The sequence below is a fragment of the Terriglobia bacterium genome, assembly GCA_020073185.1.
Taxonomy (GTDB): domain Bacteria; phylum Acidobacteriota; class Terriglobia; order Terriglobales; family Acidobacteriaceae; genus JAIQGF01.
The window spans coordinates 42,829-61,572 of the sequence record JAIQFT010000016.1; the positions used below are offsets into that span (position 1 = coordinate 42,829).

Sequence of the window (18,744 nt, forward strand, 5' to 3'; positions counted from 1 at the left end):
GCCCCCACGAACGCGAAGTAAGCAACTACTTACTCTTCGATGCTTCCGATGTAAAGAGGGATTCGCCAGACCAAGTGAAGATTTTACCTTTGTTTACATTCTGACGAACGAACTACGGCGCATGTGGCTCCAAGCCGGCCCCGCCTCCCAGCTCGGGTCCCGCTTTGCCGCGCAGCCGGATCAGCTTCCAGCGCAGCCGGTCGAGATACAGGTACATCACCGGCGTGGTGAACAGGGTCAGCGCCTGGCTGACGATGAGCCCGCCCACGATCGTTAGTCCCAGCGGCCTGCGCAATTCCGCGCCCACGCCTCCGCCCAGCGCTAGCGGCAGCGCGCCGAACATGGCCGCCAGGGTGGTCATCATGATCGGCCGGAAGCGCAGCAACGACGCCTCGTAGATGGCCTTGTCCGGCTCCATGTGGCCGCGCCGCTCCGCGTCGAGCGCGAAATCAATCATCATGATGGCATTCTTCTTCACGATCCCAATCAGCAGGATGATGCCGATCAGTGCCATCACCGTGAGGTCCGTCTTGGAGATCAGCAGCGCCAGCAACGCGCCCACGCCCGCCGAAGGCAGGGTGGAGAGAATCGTGATCGGATGCATGTAGCTCTCGTAGAGCACGCCGAGCACGATGTACACCGTAACCAGCGCTGCCAGGATCAGGATCGGCTGGTTCTTCAAGGATTCCTGGAAGGCCGCCGCCGTGCCCGAAAAGCTGGCCAGAATGTTGCCGGGAAACATCATGCGGCGCTCCGCGTCGTCGATGGCGCGCACTGCCTCGCCCAAGGAAACTCCGGGCGCCAGGTTGAAGGAGATCGTGGTCGCCGGAAACTGCGATTGATGGTTGACCGCCAGCGCCGTGTTACTGGGCTCGTAGTGAGTAAAGGCGCTCAGTGGGACCAACTTGCCGTTCACCGCGTGCACGTAAACCTGCTTCAGCGCGTCCGGATTCTGCTGGAACTGCGGTGCCACCTCCATCACCACGTGATACTGGTTGAGCTGCCGGTAAATGGTGGACACCTGGCGCTGCCCGAAGGCGTCGTACAGCGCCTCATCCACCTGCTGCGGTTGCACGCCGAGGCGTCCGGCGGTGTCGCGGTCAATCACCAGCCTCAGCTCCAGCCCCTTGTTCTGCTGGTCGCTGGAGACGTCGCGCAACTCTTTCATGACCTTCAGGCGCTGCATCAGGCGCGGTGCCCATTCGTTCAACTCGGCGAGATTGGCATCCTGCAGCGTGTACTGGAATTGCGCGTTGCTCATGCGCCCGCCGACGCGCACGTCCTGCACCGGCTGCAAAAAAAGGTTGGCGCCGGGGATGTGGCTGAGTTTTCCGCGCAGCCGGGCGATCACCTGGTCGGCGCTGGCTTTGCGCTGATTCAGCGGCTTCAACTGGATGAAGAAGCGCGCCGTGTTGCGCGCGCCGCCGCCGGTGAAGGCGCCGACCGTGTCCACCGCCGGATCGGAAAGCACGATGTCGCTGAACTGCTGCTGCTTCTGCCGCAGCGAGACGAACGAGATGTCCTGCGACGCCTGGATGCTGCCCATCAGCCGCCCCGTGTCCTGCTGCGGGAAAAAGCCCTTGGGCACGATGATGTAGAGGTAGACGGCCAGCGCCATGGTGGCCAGCATGACCACCAGCATGAGCGCCGAATGTCGCAGCACCCAGCGCAGCCCGCCGGCGTAGCCGTTGTGCATTCCGTTGAACGCCCGCTCGCTGAGCCGGTACAGCCGTCCGTGCTTGCGCTCCGATTCCGGCCGCAGAAACTTCGCGCACAGCATGGGCGTGGTCGTCAGCGACACCAGCAGCGACACGGCCACCGCCATACTCAGGACCACCGCAAACTCGCGGAACAGCCGCCCCACGATGCCGCCCATCAGCAGAATCGGAATGAACACCGCCACCAGCGAGGTGCTCATGGAGAGCACGGTGAATCCGATCTCGCGCGCCCCTTTGAAAGCGGCGCGCACCGGAGGATCGCCCGCCTCGATATAGCGCGTAATGTTCTCGATCACCACAATGGCATCGTCCACCACGAAGCCGGTGGCGACGGTCAGCGCCATCAGCGACAGGTTGTCGATGCTGTAGTGCAGCAGGTACATCAGAGCCACCGTGCCCAGCAGCGACAGCGGCACCGCCACGCTGGGGATAAACGTCGCCGCCGCGTTGCGCAGGAACAGAAAGATCACCATCACCACCAGCGCGACGGCCAGCGTGAGCGTGACCTCAACGTCCTGCACGGAAGTGCGGATGGTGGTGGTGCGGTCGTTGACCACCGACAGCTTCATCGCGCCCGGGATCGAAGCCTGGAACAGCGGCAGCAGCTCGCGAATGCGGTCCACGGTGCCGATAATGTTGGCGCCCGGCTGGCGGAAGATGATCATCAGCACGGCCGGCTTGCTGTTGAACAGCGCCGCGTTAAGCGTGTTCTCGACCGAGTCGAAAACGTTGGCGACCTGGTCCAGCCGCACCGGCGCGCCGTTGCGATAGGTCACCACCAGCGGCTTGTACTGATCGGCGACTTTGAGCTGGTCATCGGCGGTGATCGCCAGCGAGTCATGAGCGCCGCTGAACTCGCCCTTAGGACTGTTGGCATTGGCGCGGTTCAGGGCGTTGCGCACCTCATCGGTTCCAATGCCGTAGGCGGAAAGCTGCGTCGGATTGACCTGCACGCGCACCGCCGGCTTGGCGCCGCCGCCCACGATCACCTGCCCCACGCCTTCCACCTGCGCGATTTTCTGCGCCAGGATGGAATCGGCCGCGTCGTACATGCGTCCCAGCGGCATGGTGTCCGAGGTCAGTGCCAGCAGGATGATCGGGGCGTCGGCGGGATTGGTCTTGCGGTAAGTCGGCGAGTTCGGGAGGTTGGCGGGAAGCTTCCCGCGCGCCGCATTGATCGCCGCCTGTACGTCGCGCGCCGCCGCGTCGATGTTGCGGCTCAGGTCGAACTGCATGGTGATTTGCGTCGAGCCGAGCTGGCTCGTCGAGGTCATCTCGGTGATGCCGGCTATGCGGCCGAATTGCCGCTCCAGCGGCGTCGCTACCGCCGAAGCCATGGTCTCCGGGCTGGCGCCGGGCAGCCCCGCCTGCACGGAAATGGTCGGAAACTCGACTTCCGGCAGCGGCGAGACGGGTAGCAGGAAATACGCGATGAACCCCGCGATCAGCACCGCCACGGCAAGTAGCGACGTCCCCACCGGCCGGCGGATGAACGGTTCCGAGACATTCATGGCTAATCCGCTACCGGCACCTGCTCGGCGTCAATGCGATTGCCCACGCGGAAGCGTTGCAGCTTGCGCGCCAGGCGGTCAAAGAAGAGGTAGACGACGGGCGTCGTGTACAGCGTCAGCAACTGGCTGAGCAGCAATCCGCCGACAATGGTAATGCCCAGCGGATGACGCAACTCCGATCCCGTGCCGCGGCCCAGCGCCAGCGGCAGCCCGCCAAAGAGCGCCGCCATGGTGGTCATCATGATCGGGCGGAAGCGCAACAGGCACGCCTGGTAGATGGCGCCCTCCGGCTCCATGCCCCCCTTGCGCTCGGCCTCGAGCGCGAAGTCAATCATCATGATGGCGTTCTTTTTCACGATGCCGATCAGCAGCACGATGCCGATCAGCCCCACCACTCCCAGGTCCATCCCGAAGATCAGTAGCGCCAGCAGCGCGCCCACACCCGCCGACGGCAGCGTGGACAGGATCGTGATCGGGTGGATGTAGCTCTCGTACAACACGCCGAGCACGATGTAGACGGTCACCACCGCCGCCAGGATCAGCAGCGGCTCATTCTTCAGCGACGACTGAAACGCCGCTGCCGTACCCTGGAAGCTGGCGTGAATGCTCGGCGGAAGTCCGATTTCCTTTTCCGCTTGCTGGATCGCTTTCACTGCATGGCCCAGCGAAATCCCCGGCGCCAAATTGAACGACAGCGTCGTCGCCGGGAATTGCCCCTGGTGCGTAATGGTCAGCGGCGCACTGGTGCGCTCCACGCGGGTGAACGCACTCAGCGGAATGGCTCCCCCAGTCGCCGAGCGCACATAAATACTCTTGAGGTCGTCGGGAGTCTGCTGGAACATGGGGTCCACCTCCAACACCACGTGGTACTGGTTCAACTGGGTGAAGATGGTAGACACCTGCCGCTGCCCGAACGCGTCGTACAGCGTGTTGTCCAGGTCCGCCGGGAGAACACCAAGCCGCCCCGCGGTGTCCCGGTCGATGGTGATCGCCGCCTGCAATCCGCCGTTCTGCTGGTCGCTGGCGACGTCGCGCAGTTCCGGCCGCGTGCGCAGCTTCTCCACCAGCCGTGGCGTCCAATCGTTCAACTCCTGCGCGCTGGCATCTTCAATGGTGTACTGGAACTGGGTACGGCTGACGCGGTCCTCCACCGTCAGGTCCTGCCCCGGCTGCATGTAGAGCGTGATGCCCTCGACCCTGGCCACCTCCGGCTGCAGTCGCCGGATGATTTCCGAAGCCGTGGCGCTGCGTTCCTCGCGCGGCTTGAGATTGATCTGGATTCGTCCGGTGTTGATCGTGGGATTGATTCCATCTACGCCGATGAAGGACGCCAGGCTGGCGACGTCAGGATCCTTCAATATGATTTCCGCCACCCGCTGCTGCCGCTCCGTCATCGCCTGGAACGAGACCGTCTGCGTCGCCTCGGAAATCCCGAGAATCGCGCCCGTGTCCTGCACCGGGAAGAATCCCTTGGGCACCACGATGTACAGGAAGATGGTCAGCACCAGCGTACCCACCGTCACCAGCAGTGTCTCCCGCTGGTGACGCAGCACCCAGCGCAGCGTGGTGCCGTACTTCTCGACCGCCCAGTGAAAGAACTGTTCCGATTTGCGATAGAACCAGCCCCGCTCTTGTTCCGTCCGGTGGCGCAGCAGCATGGCGCACATCATCGGCGTCAAGGTCAGCGAGATGACCGCCGAAACCAGGATGGTGACCGCCAGCGTCACCGCAAATTCGCGGAACAGCCGCCCCACCACGTCGCCCATGAACAGCAGCGGGATCAGCACCGCGATCAGCGACACCGTCAAGCTCACGATGGTGAACCCGATCTGCTCCGAGCCTTTCAGCGCGGCCGTCAACGGCGTCTCGCCTTCTTCAATGTAGCGCGCGATGTTCTCGATCATCACAATGGCGTCGTCCACCACGAAGCCGGTGGAGATGGTCAGCGCCATCAGCGAAAGGTTGTCCAGGCTGTAGCCCAGCAGGTACATCACGCCGAAGGTGCCCACCAGCGACAGCGGCACGGTGATGCTGGGGATCACGGTCGCGGACAGCGTCCGCAGGAAAAGGAACATCACCATCACCACCAGCGCGATGGTGAGCATCATCTCGAACTTCACGTCCTTGACCGAAGCGCGGATGGTTTCCGTACGGTCGGCGAGCACGCTCACGTTGACCGCGCTGGGCAGCGCCGCGCGCAGTTGCGGCAGCAGCTTCTGAATGTGGTCCACCACGCTGATGATGTTCGCGCCCGGCTGGCGCTGGATGTTCATGATCACCGCCGGGTGCGTGTTTTCCCACGCCGCCTGCTTTACGTTCTCGGCGCTGTCCACCACGTTGGCGACATCCATCACGCGCACCGGCGAGCCGTTGCGGTAGGCGACGATCACCGGCCGGTATCCCTCGCCCGTGGCGAGCTGATCGTTGGCGCCGATAGTGTACGAGAGCCGCGGCCCCTCGATGCTGCCCTTGGCCTGATCTACGTTGGCCTGCGCCAGCGCGGTGCGCAGGTCTTCCAAGCCCAGCCCGTACGAAGCCAGCGCCGTCGGGTTGGCCTGCACTCGCACGGCCGGCTTCTGCCCGCCGCTGATCGAGACCAGCCCGACTCCCGGTATCTGCGAAATCTTCTGCGCCAGCGTGGTGTCCGCCAGATCTTCTACTTTCGACAGCGGCAGCGTGTCCGACGTTAGCGCCAGCGTCAGCACCGGCGCATCGGCCGGATTCGTTTTGGTGTAGATCGGCGGGTTAGGCAGATCGCGCGGCAGGTAGGTGGACGCCGCGTTAATGGCCGCCTGGACTTCCTGCTCGGCAACGTCGATGCTTTCGTTGAGATTGAATTGCAGCACCACGATCGAGCTGCCGAACGAGCTCGTCGAGGTCATCTGGTTCAGCCCGGGCAGTTGCCCGAACTGGCGCTCCAGCGGAGTGGTCACGGAAGAAGCCATGACCTCCGGCCCGGCGCCGGGATAAAAAGTGAGAATCTGGATGGTCGGGTAATCCACCTGCGGCAGCGCCGAGACCGGCAGCTGCCGGTACGCCACCAGGCCCACCAGCAGCAGGCCTACGGTCAGCAACGAGGTCGCCACCGGCCGCAGAATAAAGAGCCGCGACGGATTCATGCCCCCGGCGCTCCGCTCGCCTTCGACGCTCCGCTTCCCCGGTTGCCGCGCTGCTGCACTTCCACCTTCGCGCCCGGCTGCAGCTTGTCCTGGCCGTCGGTGACCACCAGCTCTCCCGCGCTCAGCCCCGTCTCGATCGAGGCCACGTTCCCTTCCGTGACCCCCACCTTCACCGCCCGCACTTCCACCGTGTTGTCGGGCTTCACCACGTAGGTGTAGACCCCTTGGCTCCCGCGCTGGATCGCGGCTACCGGCACCGTCAGCGCGTTCGGCATCGTCTCCAGCAGCAGCCGCACGTTGACGAACTGGTTGGGCCACAGCACGCGGTCTTCGTTTTGGAAGACAGCTTTGTACTTGTTCGTTCCCGTGGTCGGATCAATCTCGTTGTTCAGGGTGAGCAGCTTGCCGCTCGCCAGCTTAGTTTTGTCGTCGCGGCTGTAGGCCTCCACATTCAGCGGCCCCTTGCGCATGTGCTGCAACACCTGCGGGATGTAATCCTCCGGCAGCGTGAACAGCACCGCGATGGGGTGCATCTGCGTAATCACCAACAGCCCGTTCTGGTCCGTCGCGTGCACCATGTTGCCGGTGTCCACCAGCCTCAGCCCGATGCGCCCGCTGATGGGTGCCGTGATATGGGAGTAAGTGATTTGCAGCTTCGCGCTTTCGATCGCCGCGTTGTCGGCGCTGATCGCGCCCGTCAACTGCCCCACCATCGACTGCTGCGAGTTGTACTGCTGCTGGCTGATTACGCCCTGCTTGTACAGCTCGGTAAAGCGCGACAGGTTCAGCTTGGCGTCGGCCAGCGTCGCTTCGTCCTTCGCCAGGTTGGCTTCCGCCGTGTGCAGTTGCACCTCGAAGGGGCGCACATCAATCTGTACCAGCAACTGCCCCTGCTCGACCTCCTGCCCCTCCTGGAAATTGATCTTGGTAATCTGGCCGTCCACGCGCGTTCTCACCGTGACCGTGTTGAACGCCAACACCGATCCCAACCCGCGCAGGTACACGGGCACATCGCGCGCCACGACCGGTTCGGCCAACACCGGGACGCCGCGGTTCGCCGGGTTGGGCGCCGGCCCCTTTGCGGTTTTCTTGTTGCGCATCAGGGCCGCGGTGCCGACCACGACCAGCAGAATGCAGGCAAGGATTACGACGATTCGTGCACGAAACATTCGGAATTCCCGTCAGCGACGGCCGCGCGCGAGGGAAGAGTTAATGTAGATGCCGTTTCCCGAGATGAAGCCGCCCCGCAATTCATGATTATATGCCCCAGGGAAACCGCCTATTGAGGCCGCGGGAGAGCCATCGCTCACAATAAACCCATGCACCACGACGGTGGTGTAAAGAGTTTTATTGCCGACGTAAAGTTTTGTAATTTAGCGAACCTGCGGGACATGGCGCAGCCGCGGCAACAGCGCCAGCGCCACCAGATACGCCAGCGCGCCGCAGGCCAGCGTCCAGCTCAAGCCAAATTGCAGCGCAATCACCATCGCCAGCACCGAACCGAGTACGCTGGACGCTGCATTTAACGCCCATGCCCACTCGATGGTGTTGCCGTCCGCCGACCTGCCCGCCGCCAGCGCGCGCAGGCCGCTGGGAAACGGCATGCCCATCGCCAGCCCCAGCGGAATCAGCGCCACGCCGCTGATCATCAGCTTCACCACGAACGGCAACCCGACCAGCGACCGCAGCAGCGGCGGCAGCGCCCACACGTACGCCAGCAATAGCGCGATTACCACCACCAGCGCCGTCCGCACTTGCAGCGGATCCAGCAGCCATCGCCGCGACAACAGGCTGCCCGCGCCGCTGGCCAGCAGCATCAGAAAGATGACCACGGTTAACGCGTACGTCGGGTGGCCGAGGAATAGTACGAAGCGCTGGATGAAGGCGATCTCGGCCAGGATGTAGCCCAACCCGATCGCTACGAAGTACAGCAGCCGAACGCCATGTGGCACACGCGCCCCCGCGTGCGCGGGCGCCAACGCCAACGGCAAAATCAGAAACAACAGCACCGAGAGCACGGAAATCACCAGCACCATCCCCAACACGACCACGCCGAGGTTGATCCGCCAGTCCATGCCTCGTCCGCTGCCGCTCACAATCCCGCGCAACACGTCGCCGATTTTGATGGTGAAAAAGAAGAAGGGCGCATTGTCGGAAACCGGTGCAACGTTATAGCTGTAGTCAGCGGCGAACGAGCGCGGGTCGCCGATCGTGATTAAGGAGCGGAACGTGTGTGGCCCGGGCACGCGCCAGTCGTCAAGATCGAGAGAGGCCGCCTCGGAGGGCATGTACAGCGCGTGCAGTTCGGGATATTGCGCGATGTGCGCGCGCACCGCGGATTCCTCTTGCGGGGTGAACGCCGATTTCTTGAACAGAACCGTGACCGGGCGCCCGTCTTCGTTGAGCGCGCCTTCAGAAACCACGACGAAGTGCGCCCCAGCGTCCGTGATTCCCGCCTGCTTCAGCACCTCCAACTCCTGCGAGACCACGCGCAGCGCCTCCCGCGGCCGCTTGAACTCCCAGCGCGTGATCGCGATGATCCCGTCCGGCTTGAGGTGATCGAAGTACTCTCGGAACGCCTCGACGGTATAGAGATTGTTCTCGCTGAGCGCAAACGCGCCTGCCGCCGTCGAAGCCCACGTATCCACCAACGTCATTTGCACGACATCGAATTTCTCGGTCGCGTTGCGCACCCAGGAACGCCCGTCGCCGACGTGCATATGCACCTCCGGGCGATCGTAGAGGTGATACGACCAGTCGGCCCAGCGGCCGCGCATGATGTCGTTCACGATGATGGGATTGATCTCGATCCCGGTGACACTGGGGCTGCCGTTGGCCAGCGCGCGCAGCACGTCCACGCCGCCGCCGGGTCCGATGATGGCGTAGTCGCCGCGCGGGCGGATCACGTTCACCACCGACGGCGCCGCCGACATCAGGTTCCGCTTGTAGTCCGGCCGCCAGTCGTGCGGGTCGGTGTTCATGATGTAGGTGGAGGCGTCGGCGTCAATCACGATCACCTGCGCCCCGCCCTGGTCATCCACTTCGACGCGGGAAATCGCGTTCCAGCGCGCGAACTTCACCCATGGCTTGTCCCGCCTCACGCCCTTGGCATAGACAATGTCCACCAGCCTGCCCGAGTAGTTTGCCGCCATGACGACCACGATGACCGCGCCGAGTACGATCGCGAAGCGGCGCTTCTTGCGCGTCGGCGCCCAGATGGCTGCCGCAGCGGCGGATGCCACGGCGGCAAACAGGATCGCGTTCGGTCCGCCGATGAAATTCAGCAGCGGCACCACCCCGACGCACGCCAGCGCTCCGCCGCACAAATCCGCCGCATAAAGCTGCGTGATGCCCGAGGTCTGCCGCGCAAACACCACCGCGAAGAACAGGCCGGTGAAAAAGAACGGCGCCGCCGACGTCAGGTACACCACCGTCAGCGACATAAAATTCTGTCCGCTGATCTGCAACGTCACCGGCGTGTGCAGGTCAATCTCCAGCACCACCAGCAGAGCGATCGCATTGATCACGGCAACCCGCGCGCCCAACGTCCGGGTGTCTAAGCGCGCCAGCCAGTTCTTCGCCAGGTAGGCAAACACGCCGCCCGCGCCCAGCCCCAGCAACGCGATAGAAATCGCCAGGAATGCGAAGTGATAAAACAGGATCACCGAAAATAGCCGCGTCAGCGACAGCTCCAGCAGCAAGCTGGAAAAACTCATCACCAGCACGCCGGCGAGAAACACGCGGCGGTCCGCGTCAGGAGTCAGCTCAGCCGCCTGCTGCTGCGGTACGACAACGGTTTCGGACAATGAAATCTCCGGTAGCTAGCGTCCGGTAGCCGGTAGTTGGTGGCTGGTGGCCTGTCCACGCTGCGCAAACTGATACCCGACGGCCATGCGAACTCCCAGCCGCTAGCTACCGTCTTCCAATATCACCGACGCGATCGCATGTTCCTTGGTATGCGACAGCGACAGCGCCGAGCGCTTCACGCCCAGGCGCGCGGCGAATTCAGCCGCTTTGCCGCTGAAGGCGATGGCGGGGCGTCCGCCGGGCTCGCGCCGCACCTCGACGTCAGTCCACGATACGCCGTGTCTCCATCCGGTGCCGATGGCCTTGAGCGCGGCTTCCTTGGCGGCAAAGCGCGCCGCGTAACGCTCCATGCGATTCGCCTTGGAGTCGCAGTACCGGATTTCATTCTCGGTAAAGATGCGCCGCAGAAAGCGCTCGCCGAACCGCTCAATCGCGGCGGCGACGCGAGGCACTTCGGCAACGTCGATGCCGGTCCCGACTATCATGCTGGCAAGCCGATTACGTTAGCACACTAGCTGCAAGCGGCGGGTCGCGAATGCCCGTGACTGACGCGCAACTCGGAACTTGCAACTCGGAACTCCCTCCCAGGGAAGCTCTGATCAAGCACATCGCCGGTCCCTCAGCGGCTAAGGCCCTTTGTACAGCATTTACGGACGACCTGAAGGCCGTCCCCTCCAAAAACCGGGGTTGATCAGACCATCCCTAGCCAACCGCCCCAAAAAGGGCTACCGTGGCGGGTTGCAATTAACGATTCCGGCACCGCCGGTCTCCGTCCGGGCGTTCGCCGAGGAGGAATTCATGGCCAACGACACGCTCACCATCATCGACAACCGCACCAACCGCAGCTACACGCTGCCCATCGAACACGGCACCATTCGCTCCATGGACCTGCGTCAAATCAAGACCGGTCCCGACGATTTTGGCCTGATGGGATACGACCCGGCCTTCATGAATACCGCTTCCTGCCACAGTAGGATCACCTTCATTGACGGCGACCGTGGCATTCTCCGCTACCGCGGCTACAACATCGAGGACCTGGCCGAGAACTGCACCTTCCTCGAAGTCGCGTACCTCCTGCTGAACGGCGAGCTGCCTACGCCCGAGCAGCGCCAGGAGTGGATCAAGCAAGTGACGTTCCACACCATGGTGCACGAGGGGACGCGCAGCTTCATCGGGCACTTTCGCTACGACGCCCATCCCATGGGCATCCTGGTCAGCGCGCTGGCGGCGCTCTCCACTGTCTACCCTGAAGCTAAGAACATCTCCGACCCCGAGTGCCGGCGGATGCAGATCGTGCGCCTGATCGCCAAGACGCCCACCCTGGCCGCCTACTCCTATCGCCACAGCCTCGGATACCCGATCGTTTATCCCGACAACGATCTCAGCTACACCGAAAATTTCATGAATATGCTGTGGAAGATGGTGGAGCCCAAGTACGTCGCCAATCCGGTGATGGCCCGCGCCCTCGACGTGCTCTTCATCCTCCACGCCGACCATGAGCAGAACTGCTCCGCCAACGCCATGCGCTCGGTCGGCAGCTCCCAGGCCGACCCGTACCTATCGGCGGCCGGAGCGGCGGCGGCGCTGGCCGGCCCGCTGCATGGCGGCGCCAACGAGGCCGTTTTGCGCATGCTCGACGAGATCGGGGACATCAAGCACGTGCCTGAGTACGTGAAGCGCATCAAGGAGGGCAAGGGCAAGCTGATGGGCTTCGGTCATCGCGTCTACAAGAACTACGATCCCCGCGCCCGCATCATCAAGCAGACCGCCGAGGACGTGTTCAAGGTCACCGGCCGCAATCCCAAGCTGGACATTGCCCTCGCGCTGGAGAGGGTCGCGCTGGAGGACGAGTACTTCATCTCGCGCAAACTCTATCCCAACGTGGACTTTTACAGCGGCATCATTTACCAGGCGATGGGCTTTAAGCCCGACATGTTCACCGTGCTATTCGCCATTCCGCGCATGGCCGGCTGGCTGGCGCAGTGGCAGGAATTGCTGGAGGACCGCGAACAGAAGATCGCCCGCCCGCGACAGGTCTACCTCGGACACGAGCTGCGGAAGGTCGAAAAGCCCCGGCAGACAGAGCGCGCTTTCGTCACCCGCTAGCGCAACCGCCTTGTTCGTAGCCGGAACAGGGTAGTCCGCGGCCCGGGACAACCCGGACTGCGGACTGCCGGCTCCGGACTACCGCGAATTTCCGCAGTGCAGGGTCTTGTGTTGCAAGCCCTGGGCCGGAGCCTGAAGCCCACAGCTTGCTACGCCACCGCTTTGCGGAGTTCGTTGCGCGCGATTGCCGCCAGCTCCAAGCGGTCGTGCGCGCCGGTCTTGTTGAAGATGGACTGCAGGTGGCACTTCACCGTGTTCTCGCTGATGCTCAACTCCCCCGCAATGTCCTTGTTCTTCATTCCGCGGCCCACCAGCGCGGCGATCTGCCGCTCCCGCTCCGACAATCGCCGCATCGCGGACGGCTCTTGCCTGGTTTCGCGCGCCATCGCACTCAATACCTGCTGCGCCAGGTCTTCCGAGAACGCGAGTTCGCCGTTGGCCACCGAGCGGATGGCGGCAAAAAGCCGCTCGGGGCCTTCTCGCTTCAACACCAGCCCACGGGCGCCGAGCCGGACTACTTGCACGTAGTCGAGCTGGTTCTCCGATCCGGTGAGCACGAGCGACGCAACCTGGCTGCCCGCCTTGTCCAGCGTGCGCAACACTTGGAAGCCGTCGGTATGGGGCAGAAAAAGGTCTAGCACCAGAACCTGCGCATGATTCTGATTTACCATTCGCAGAGCTTCCGCTCCGGTGGCCGCTTTGCCCACCACCTCGAAGTCCTTCTGCGTGTTCAGCAGCAGAGCGAGGGATTCGCGCAACACCGCATGGTCATCGGCGATTACGATCGGGATCCGGTTGTCCATTGACCGTATGGTACACACAACTGTCATTACCTTACGATGCAACGAGCCGAGGCTGGGATAGCTGCCGATCTTCATTTTGGGCCGGCCTCCCGCCTTGACCCCGTTTCCCGGAAACCTGATTTCCCTGATCCCTTTCGCGGCGCCCGCGAATCAACCATCGCAAATCGGAAATTAGAAGTGGTATATTCCGCCACAGCCCCCAGCCCATCGCAGGAGATGCCGTGACGGTCGACGAGGAACTCGACGCCCTGGAGCAGAACGTACGTAGGCTGAAAATTGAGTACGACATCTTTTTCGGCGGCGGCTCCAAAAAACCGCCCGCCGACACCGAGTGGCGCGTCCAGAACCTGATTAAGAAGCACAGTGACTCCTCCAAGCTGAGTTACTCGCAGCGCTTCAGGTACAACGGCATTGTCCAGCGCTACGCCCTGTTCAGCGACCTGTGGCGCCAGAAGATGAAGATCAAGGAAGAAGGCTACCGCCGGCCGCAGGACGCCGTCCTCGGCATTCAGGGCATGCGTCGCGAGGAGGAGAAGGCGGCTGCCGCGGCCCTGGAAGCGGGCGCCGTCGAGGAGCCGTTCAAGATTCACTGCTCCGATGTCGAAGCGGACCACGCCGCCGTCAAGTCGCTCTTTGACGCCATGATGGAAGCCAGAAAGAAGGCGGGCCAGCCGGTCGATCCCAACAGTTTTGACTCCTTCAAGGCCTTCGTCAAGAAAAAGACCGAGCAGATCCGCAGCGAGTACGACTGCTTGGGCGTTGAATTTTCGGTCGTGATGCAAGAAGGCCAGGTCAGGCTGAAGGCAAAAGCAAAAACCTAGTTTCGAGGTTCTAACTGTCGCTCCGAAGGTTTGCCGACCTCCCGTCGGCACATTCAATTACCCGATTCCGCAGTTCCACAGTTCCGCATTCATTCTCGGCGCTCTCGGTGTCTCGGTGGTTACTTGCCAGTCCCTCGACGTGGGCAGACAGTGGAACCATGACCCACCAGGCCCTGGTCGAACTCGCTGTCCGCTGGCTGCGCACGAGGTATCGGTGCGGCATCATCCTTTCCGAGCAGGCCTGCTGCAGCGGTGAAATTCCTGACGTGATCGGCTGGAAAGCGAGCTGCCGGTCCGTCCTGATCGAATGTAAGGTCTCGCGCGCCGATTTCCTCACCGACCGCGGCAAGCCCTGGCGCGTCGATCCCCAGGTCGCCCTCGGCTGCGAACGCTTCTACATGGCGCCGGCGGGTTTGATCGCCGCCGCCGAACTGCCTCCCGGATGGGGACTGCTTGAAGTTCGCGGGCGCAAGCTGGAGATCGCCGTCGCCTGTAATAAGCGGAAATCGCTGCGCACGCCCGAAGGCCTGCTCAACGAGATGAACCTGCTGCTGGCCAGCTTGCGGCGCGTGGAAATCCGCATCGAACCGCAGACCATCACCGACTTTTTGAAATGGGAGAATCGCCTGGCACGCTACAACGGCGGCGCGCTGCCGCAGGGCGTCAGCGACCCGACCGGGCTTAACGCGTACTTGCGTGTTTAGGTCACGGCTTTCGCAATTGTCACTGACTAGCTGTGACCCCCGTCACAGCTACTCTGTTCGCTGCTAAGATTTAATTCTGCTTCCCGCCCAATCCCGCACCCATCGGAAAGGAGCTCATGGCAAAGATTCAGCGCGCCATCCTCAGCGTCACCGACAAGACTGGTCTGGCGGACTTCGCCAAACAACTGGCAGACCTCGGCGTCGAACTCATCTCCACCGGCGGCACTGCGCGCCTGCTGCGCGACAGCGGCATCAAGGTCAAGGACATCTCCGAGCTCACCGGCTTCCCCGAGATGCTCGACGGCCGGGTCAAGACGCTGCATCCGCGGGTGCACGGCGGCATCCTGCACCTGCGCTCCAATCCCGAGCACCGCTCCACCGTCGCCGAGCACGGCATCCAGCCCATCGACATGGTGGTGGTGAACCTCTACGCCTTCGAGAAGACCGCCGCCAAGCCGGGCGTGCGCCTGGACGAACTGATCGAGAACATCGATATCGGCGGGCCTTCCATGATCCGCTCGGCGGCAAAGAATTTTCACGACGTCGCGGTCGTGACCTCGCCCGTCGACTATCCCGCCATCGTGGACGAAATGCGCTCCTGTGGCGGCGAACTCTCCGGCGCCACCAAGTGGAAGCTGGCGCAGAAGGCCTTCGCCCTCACCGCCTCGTACGATTCCGCCATTGCCTCCACACTGGAGCGCGTGCACGCCAACGGCGACTTCGAACTCCAGACCCAGGATGGTTTTGCGGCCACCTTGCGCCTTCGCTACAACAAGGTGATGAACCTGCGCTACGGCGAGAACCCGCACCAGAAGGCGGCCATGTATTCCGACGGCACCAGCGCCGGCGTCGCCAATGGCAAGCAGCTCCAAGGCAAGGAACTCTCCTACAACAACATCGTTGATCTCCAGGCCGCCTGGGACCTAGCCGCCGAGTTCGACGAGCCCTTCTGCGCCATCATCAAGCACACCAACCCCTGCGGCAGCGCCGTGGGCAAGGATTCCATCGAAGCCTTCCGGCGCGCCTTCGAGTGCGATCCCGTATCCGCTTTCGGTGGCGTCATCGCGCTCAACCGCCCGGTGGACGGCGCCATCGCCGAAGCCATCGCCGGCCTGCGGCATAACGGCGTGGCCCTATTCATCGAGTGCATCATCGCTCCCGCCTTCGACGACGCCGCGCGCGCCCGCTTCGGCAAGCGCAAGGATCTACGCCTGCTGGAAGTCACGCCCGCGCCCATGAAGTACGTCATGAAAGCCATCTCCGGTGGCGTGCTGGTTCAGGACAACGACCTGCACAGGCTCGATCCTGCCTCGGTGAAAGTGGTCAGCCAGCGCCCGCCCACCGAGCGGGAAATGCGTGACCTGCTGTTCGCCTGGAAGATCGGCAAGCACGTCAAGTCGAACGCGATTCTTTATGCCAAGGACGGTCGCAGCGTCGGCGTCGGCGCCGGCCAGATGAGCCGCGTCGACTCCGCCAAGATCGGCGCCATGAAATCGCTGCTGGGAACCAATGGTTCAGTCGCCGCTTCGGACGCGTTCTTTCCCTTCCCCGACGGCGTAGAAGAAATCGCCAAAGCCGGCGCCACCGCCATCATCCAGCCCGGCGGCTCGGTGCGCGATCAGGAAGTGATCGACACTGCTAACAAGCTCGGTCTTGCGATGGTGACGACCGGCATCCGGCATTTCCGTCACTGAGGCGCGGCAAGGATGGCAAGGATGGATGATGATAATGATACGTGGCTTGACAACCGGCGCGGTGTGCGCCATTGCGGAACTTTGGTAACGCGTCTTTCTCCCTACGCCAACGCAACTCCCTCTTGAATTTCGCGTAAAATTAGAGTGACACCCGCCGGAAGGGATTAGCATCCAACCCGTGGAGTGGTATTTCTGTCTCGATTAAGGACGTCAATGATCACCGGTAAGCCCGCCTTAGTTGTACTTCTGCTTGCCTCCCTGGGTGGTGCAGCGCAAACGGCTCCGGCCGTCAATCCCGCACCCGCATCGCAAGCCCCAGCCGCTGCCGCCCCGAACACCTCCAAGCAGGCCAGGAAAATCGACCACGCCGCCTCGTATTACCACTACGCCCTGGCCCACATGTACGAAGAGTTGGTTGCGATCTATGGCCGTCCCGAGTACGCCAACAAGGCAATCGACGAATACCGGCTTGCCATCGAGAACGATCCCGCCTCCGAATTCCTGAACGCCGGCCTGGCGGAGCTTTTTGCCAAGACGGGCCGCATCCGCGACGCGGTACTGGAGGCGCAGGACATCATCAAGCGCGATCCCAACAATCTTGAGGCCCGCAAGCTGCTCGGCCGCATCTACCTGCGCTCGCTCGGCGACCTGCAGGCGGGCACGCAGTCGCAGGAAATCCTGAAGCGGGCCATCGAGCAGTACGAAGCCATTGTCCGCCTCGAGCCCAAGAACCTGGAGAACCATGTCCTGCTGGGCCGGCTCTACCGGCTCGACAACGAACTGCTCAAGGCGGAGAGCGAATTCAAAACCGCGGTCAGCCTGGAGCCCGGCTCCGAAGAGGCGCTCACCACCCTCGCCTATCTCTACAACGAGGAGGGCGACTCGGCCCGCGCCGCCGAGGTACTGAAGAAGGTTCCCGAGTCGCAGCGCACCGGCAAGCTCTACTCCGCGCTCGGTTACACCTACGAGCAGCAGAAGGACTACAAGAACGCCATCGCGGCGTACAAGAAAGCCGCCGATCTGGATCACGACAACCTCGATGCGGTGCGCGGCCTGGCGCAGAACTTGATGAGCGACAATCAGAACGACGCCGCGCTGGAGCAGTACAAGACCATCGTCGAAGCCGACCCGCACGACGTTCAGAGCCTGATGCGCATCGCCGAAATCTACCGCCGCAGCGGCCGCTTCGACGATGCCCTCGCCACCCTCAAGAAGGCCGATGCCGAGGTGCAGGACTCGCAGGAAGTCCCCTACAACATGGCCGTCATTTACCAGGCGCAAGGCAAGTTTGACGACGCCATCCAGGTGCTCAACCGCCTGTTGCAGAAGAACGAGAAGCCCGACGGCACCTTCACCCCCGGCGAGCGCAACAATCGCGCCGTGTTCCTGGAGCGTCTGGGCACCATCTATCGCGACACCGGGAAGACGCAGCTCGCCATTGATACTTTCAAAAAAATGCTCGTCCTCGGCGACGACAACGTCACCCGCGGTTATCAGCAGTTGATTGACACCTACCGCGAAGCCAAGCAGTGGAAGGAAGCCACCGCCATCGCGCAGGACGCGGTCGCCAAGCTTCCCAAGGACCGCAATTTGAAGATGGTGCTCGCGGGCCAGTTGGCCGACACCGGCCAGGTGGACCAGGGCCTCAGCCTCATCAAAGGCATGCTCAAGGGCACGCCCGACGACCGCGAGGTCTACATCTCCCTGTCGCAGGTCTACAGCCGCCTGAAGCGCTGGCCGGAAGCCGAGGAGGCCCTGGCCAAGGCCGACCAGCTCTCCAGCAAGCCGGAGGAGAAGGACTACATCATCTTCGTTGCCGGATCCATCTATGAGCGGCAGAAGAAGTACGACAAGGCCGAGGAGATGTTCAAGAAGGTGCTGGCCAACGATCCCAACAGCGCGGTCACCCTCAACTATCTCGGCTACATGCTCGCCGACCGCGGCGTGCGCCTGGAAGAAGCGCTCGGGTACGTGAAGAAAGCCATCCAGCTCGATCCGCAGAACGGCGCCTATCTCGATTCGCTCGGCTGGGCCTACTTCAAACTGGGCAACTACGAACTGGCGGAAGAGAGCCTCCGAAAGGCCATTGATCGCATCCAGAACGATCCCACCGTGCTCGACCACATGGGCGACTTGCTGCAGAAGACCGAGCGCCTGAAGCTCGCAGCCGCCTACTGGGAGCGCGCGCTGGCCGAGTGGGCCAAGAGCGTGCCCACCGACGTGGACAACACCGAGGTCGCCAGGGTGCAGAAGAAGCTCGACTCTGCCCGCGTCCGCCTGGCCAAGCAGAACGAACGCAAGGCGGAAGCGGTGAAACCCTAGTTTCGAGTTTCAGTTTCAGTTTCGAGTTTCAGTTGGTCCGGCCGGAGATGGCCGGACTTTCTTTTGCCACAGATCAACAGTGATCAACGCAGATTGAAAATGTTCCGACCTGCTTTTGCATCGACCATCGACCGCTTTC

Annotated in this window: 11 protein-coding genes; 5 read left to right on the plus strand and 6 right to left on the minus strand. The window is 62.8% G+C overall.

Going from position 1 to position 18,744, the window contains the following annotated elements:
- Positions 1 to 112: 112 nt before the first annotated feature.
- From LAN64_07875 to LAN64_07895, 5 genes are all read right to left on the minus strand, one after another.
- A complete protein-coding gene (locus tag LAN64_07875) occupies positions 113 to 3,229 on the minus strand; it encodes a multidrug efflux RND transporter permease subunit (protein ID MBZ5567755.1) in 3,117 nt (1,038 codons plus the stop codon).
- Between the two features lie 2 nt (positions 3,230 to 3,231).
- Complete coding sequence (locus tag LAN64_07880; GenBank protein MBZ5567756.1) at positions 3,232 to 6,348, minus strand: multidrug efflux RND transporter permease subunit; 3,117 nt, start codon at positions 6,346 to 6,348, stop codon at positions 3,232 to 3,234.
- Positions 6,345 to 7,517, minus strand: a complete 1,173-nt coding sequence (locus LAN64_07885) for an MdtA/MuxA family multidrug efflux RND transporter periplasmic adaptor subunit (GenBank protein MBZ5567757.1) — start codon at positions 7,515 to 7,517, stop codon at positions 6,345 to 6,347. The genes LAN64_07880 and LAN64_07885 overlap by 4 nt, the downstream gene beginning before the upstream one ends.
- Positions 7,518 to 7,721: 204 nt before the next feature.
- Complete coding sequence (locus tag LAN64_07890; protein MBZ5567758.1) at positions 7,722 to 10,154, minus strand: hypothetical protein; 2,433 nt, start codon at positions 10,152 to 10,154, stop codon at positions 7,722 to 7,724.
- Positions 10,155 to 10,256: 102 nt separating this feature from the next.
- A complete protein-coding gene (locus LAN64_07895) occupies positions 10,257 to 10,640 on the minus strand; it encodes a holo-[acyl-carrier-protein] synthase (GenBank protein ID MBZ5567759.1) in 384 nt (127 codons plus the stop codon).
- A 313-nt stretch (positions 10,641 to 10,953) separates the two neighbouring features.
- Between LAN64_07895 and LAN64_07900 the strand changes: the two genes are divergently transcribed.
- Entirely contained in the window at positions 10,954 to 12,261 is a 1,308-nt protein-coding gene (locus tag LAN64_07900) for a citrate synthase (GenBank protein ID MBZ5567760.1), read from the plus strand.
- 149 nt (positions 12,262 to 12,410) lie between these two features.
- Here the strand turns inward: LAN64_07900 and LAN64_07905 are convergent, their stop codons facing one another.
- Complete coding sequence (locus LAN64_07905; GenBank protein MBZ5567761.1) at positions 12,411 to 13,139, minus strand: response regulator transcription factor; 729 nt, start codon at positions 13,137 to 13,139, stop codon at positions 12,411 to 12,413.
- 146 nt (positions 13,140 to 13,285) lie between these two features.
- Between LAN64_07905 and LAN64_07910 the strand changes: the two genes are divergently transcribed.
- From LAN64_07910 to LAN64_07925, 4 genes are all read left to right on the plus strand, one after another.
- The gene (locus tag LAN64_07910) at positions 13,286 to 13,885 is read left to right on the plus strand and encodes a hypothetical protein (protein MBZ5567762.1); all 600 of its coding nucleotides are present in this window, start codon (positions 13,286 to 13,288) and stop codon (positions 13,883 to 13,885) included.
- A gap of 158 nt (positions 13,886 to 14,043) precedes the next feature.
- The gene (locus tag LAN64_07915; GenBank protein MBZ5567763.1) at positions 14,044 to 14,589 is read left to right on the plus strand and encodes a hypothetical protein; all 546 of its coding nucleotides are present in this window, start codon (positions 14,044 to 14,046) and stop codon (positions 14,587 to 14,589) included.
- Positions 14,590 to 14,705: 116 nt separating this feature from the next.
- Complete coding sequence (purH, locus tag LAN64_07920) at positions 14,706 to 16,283, plus strand: bifunctional phosphoribosylaminoimidazolecarboxamide formyltransferase/IMP cyclohydrolase (GenBank protein MBZ5567764.1); 1,578 nt, start codon at positions 14,706 to 14,708, stop codon at positions 16,281 to 16,283.
- A gap of 213 nt (positions 16,284 to 16,496) precedes the next feature.
- Complete coding sequence (locus tag LAN64_07925) at positions 16,497 to 18,605, plus strand: tetratricopeptide repeat protein (protein MBZ5567765.1); 2,109 nt, start codon at positions 16,497 to 16,499, stop codon at positions 18,603 to 18,605.
- The last annotated feature ends 139 nt before the right edge of the window (positions 18,606 to 18,744 follow it).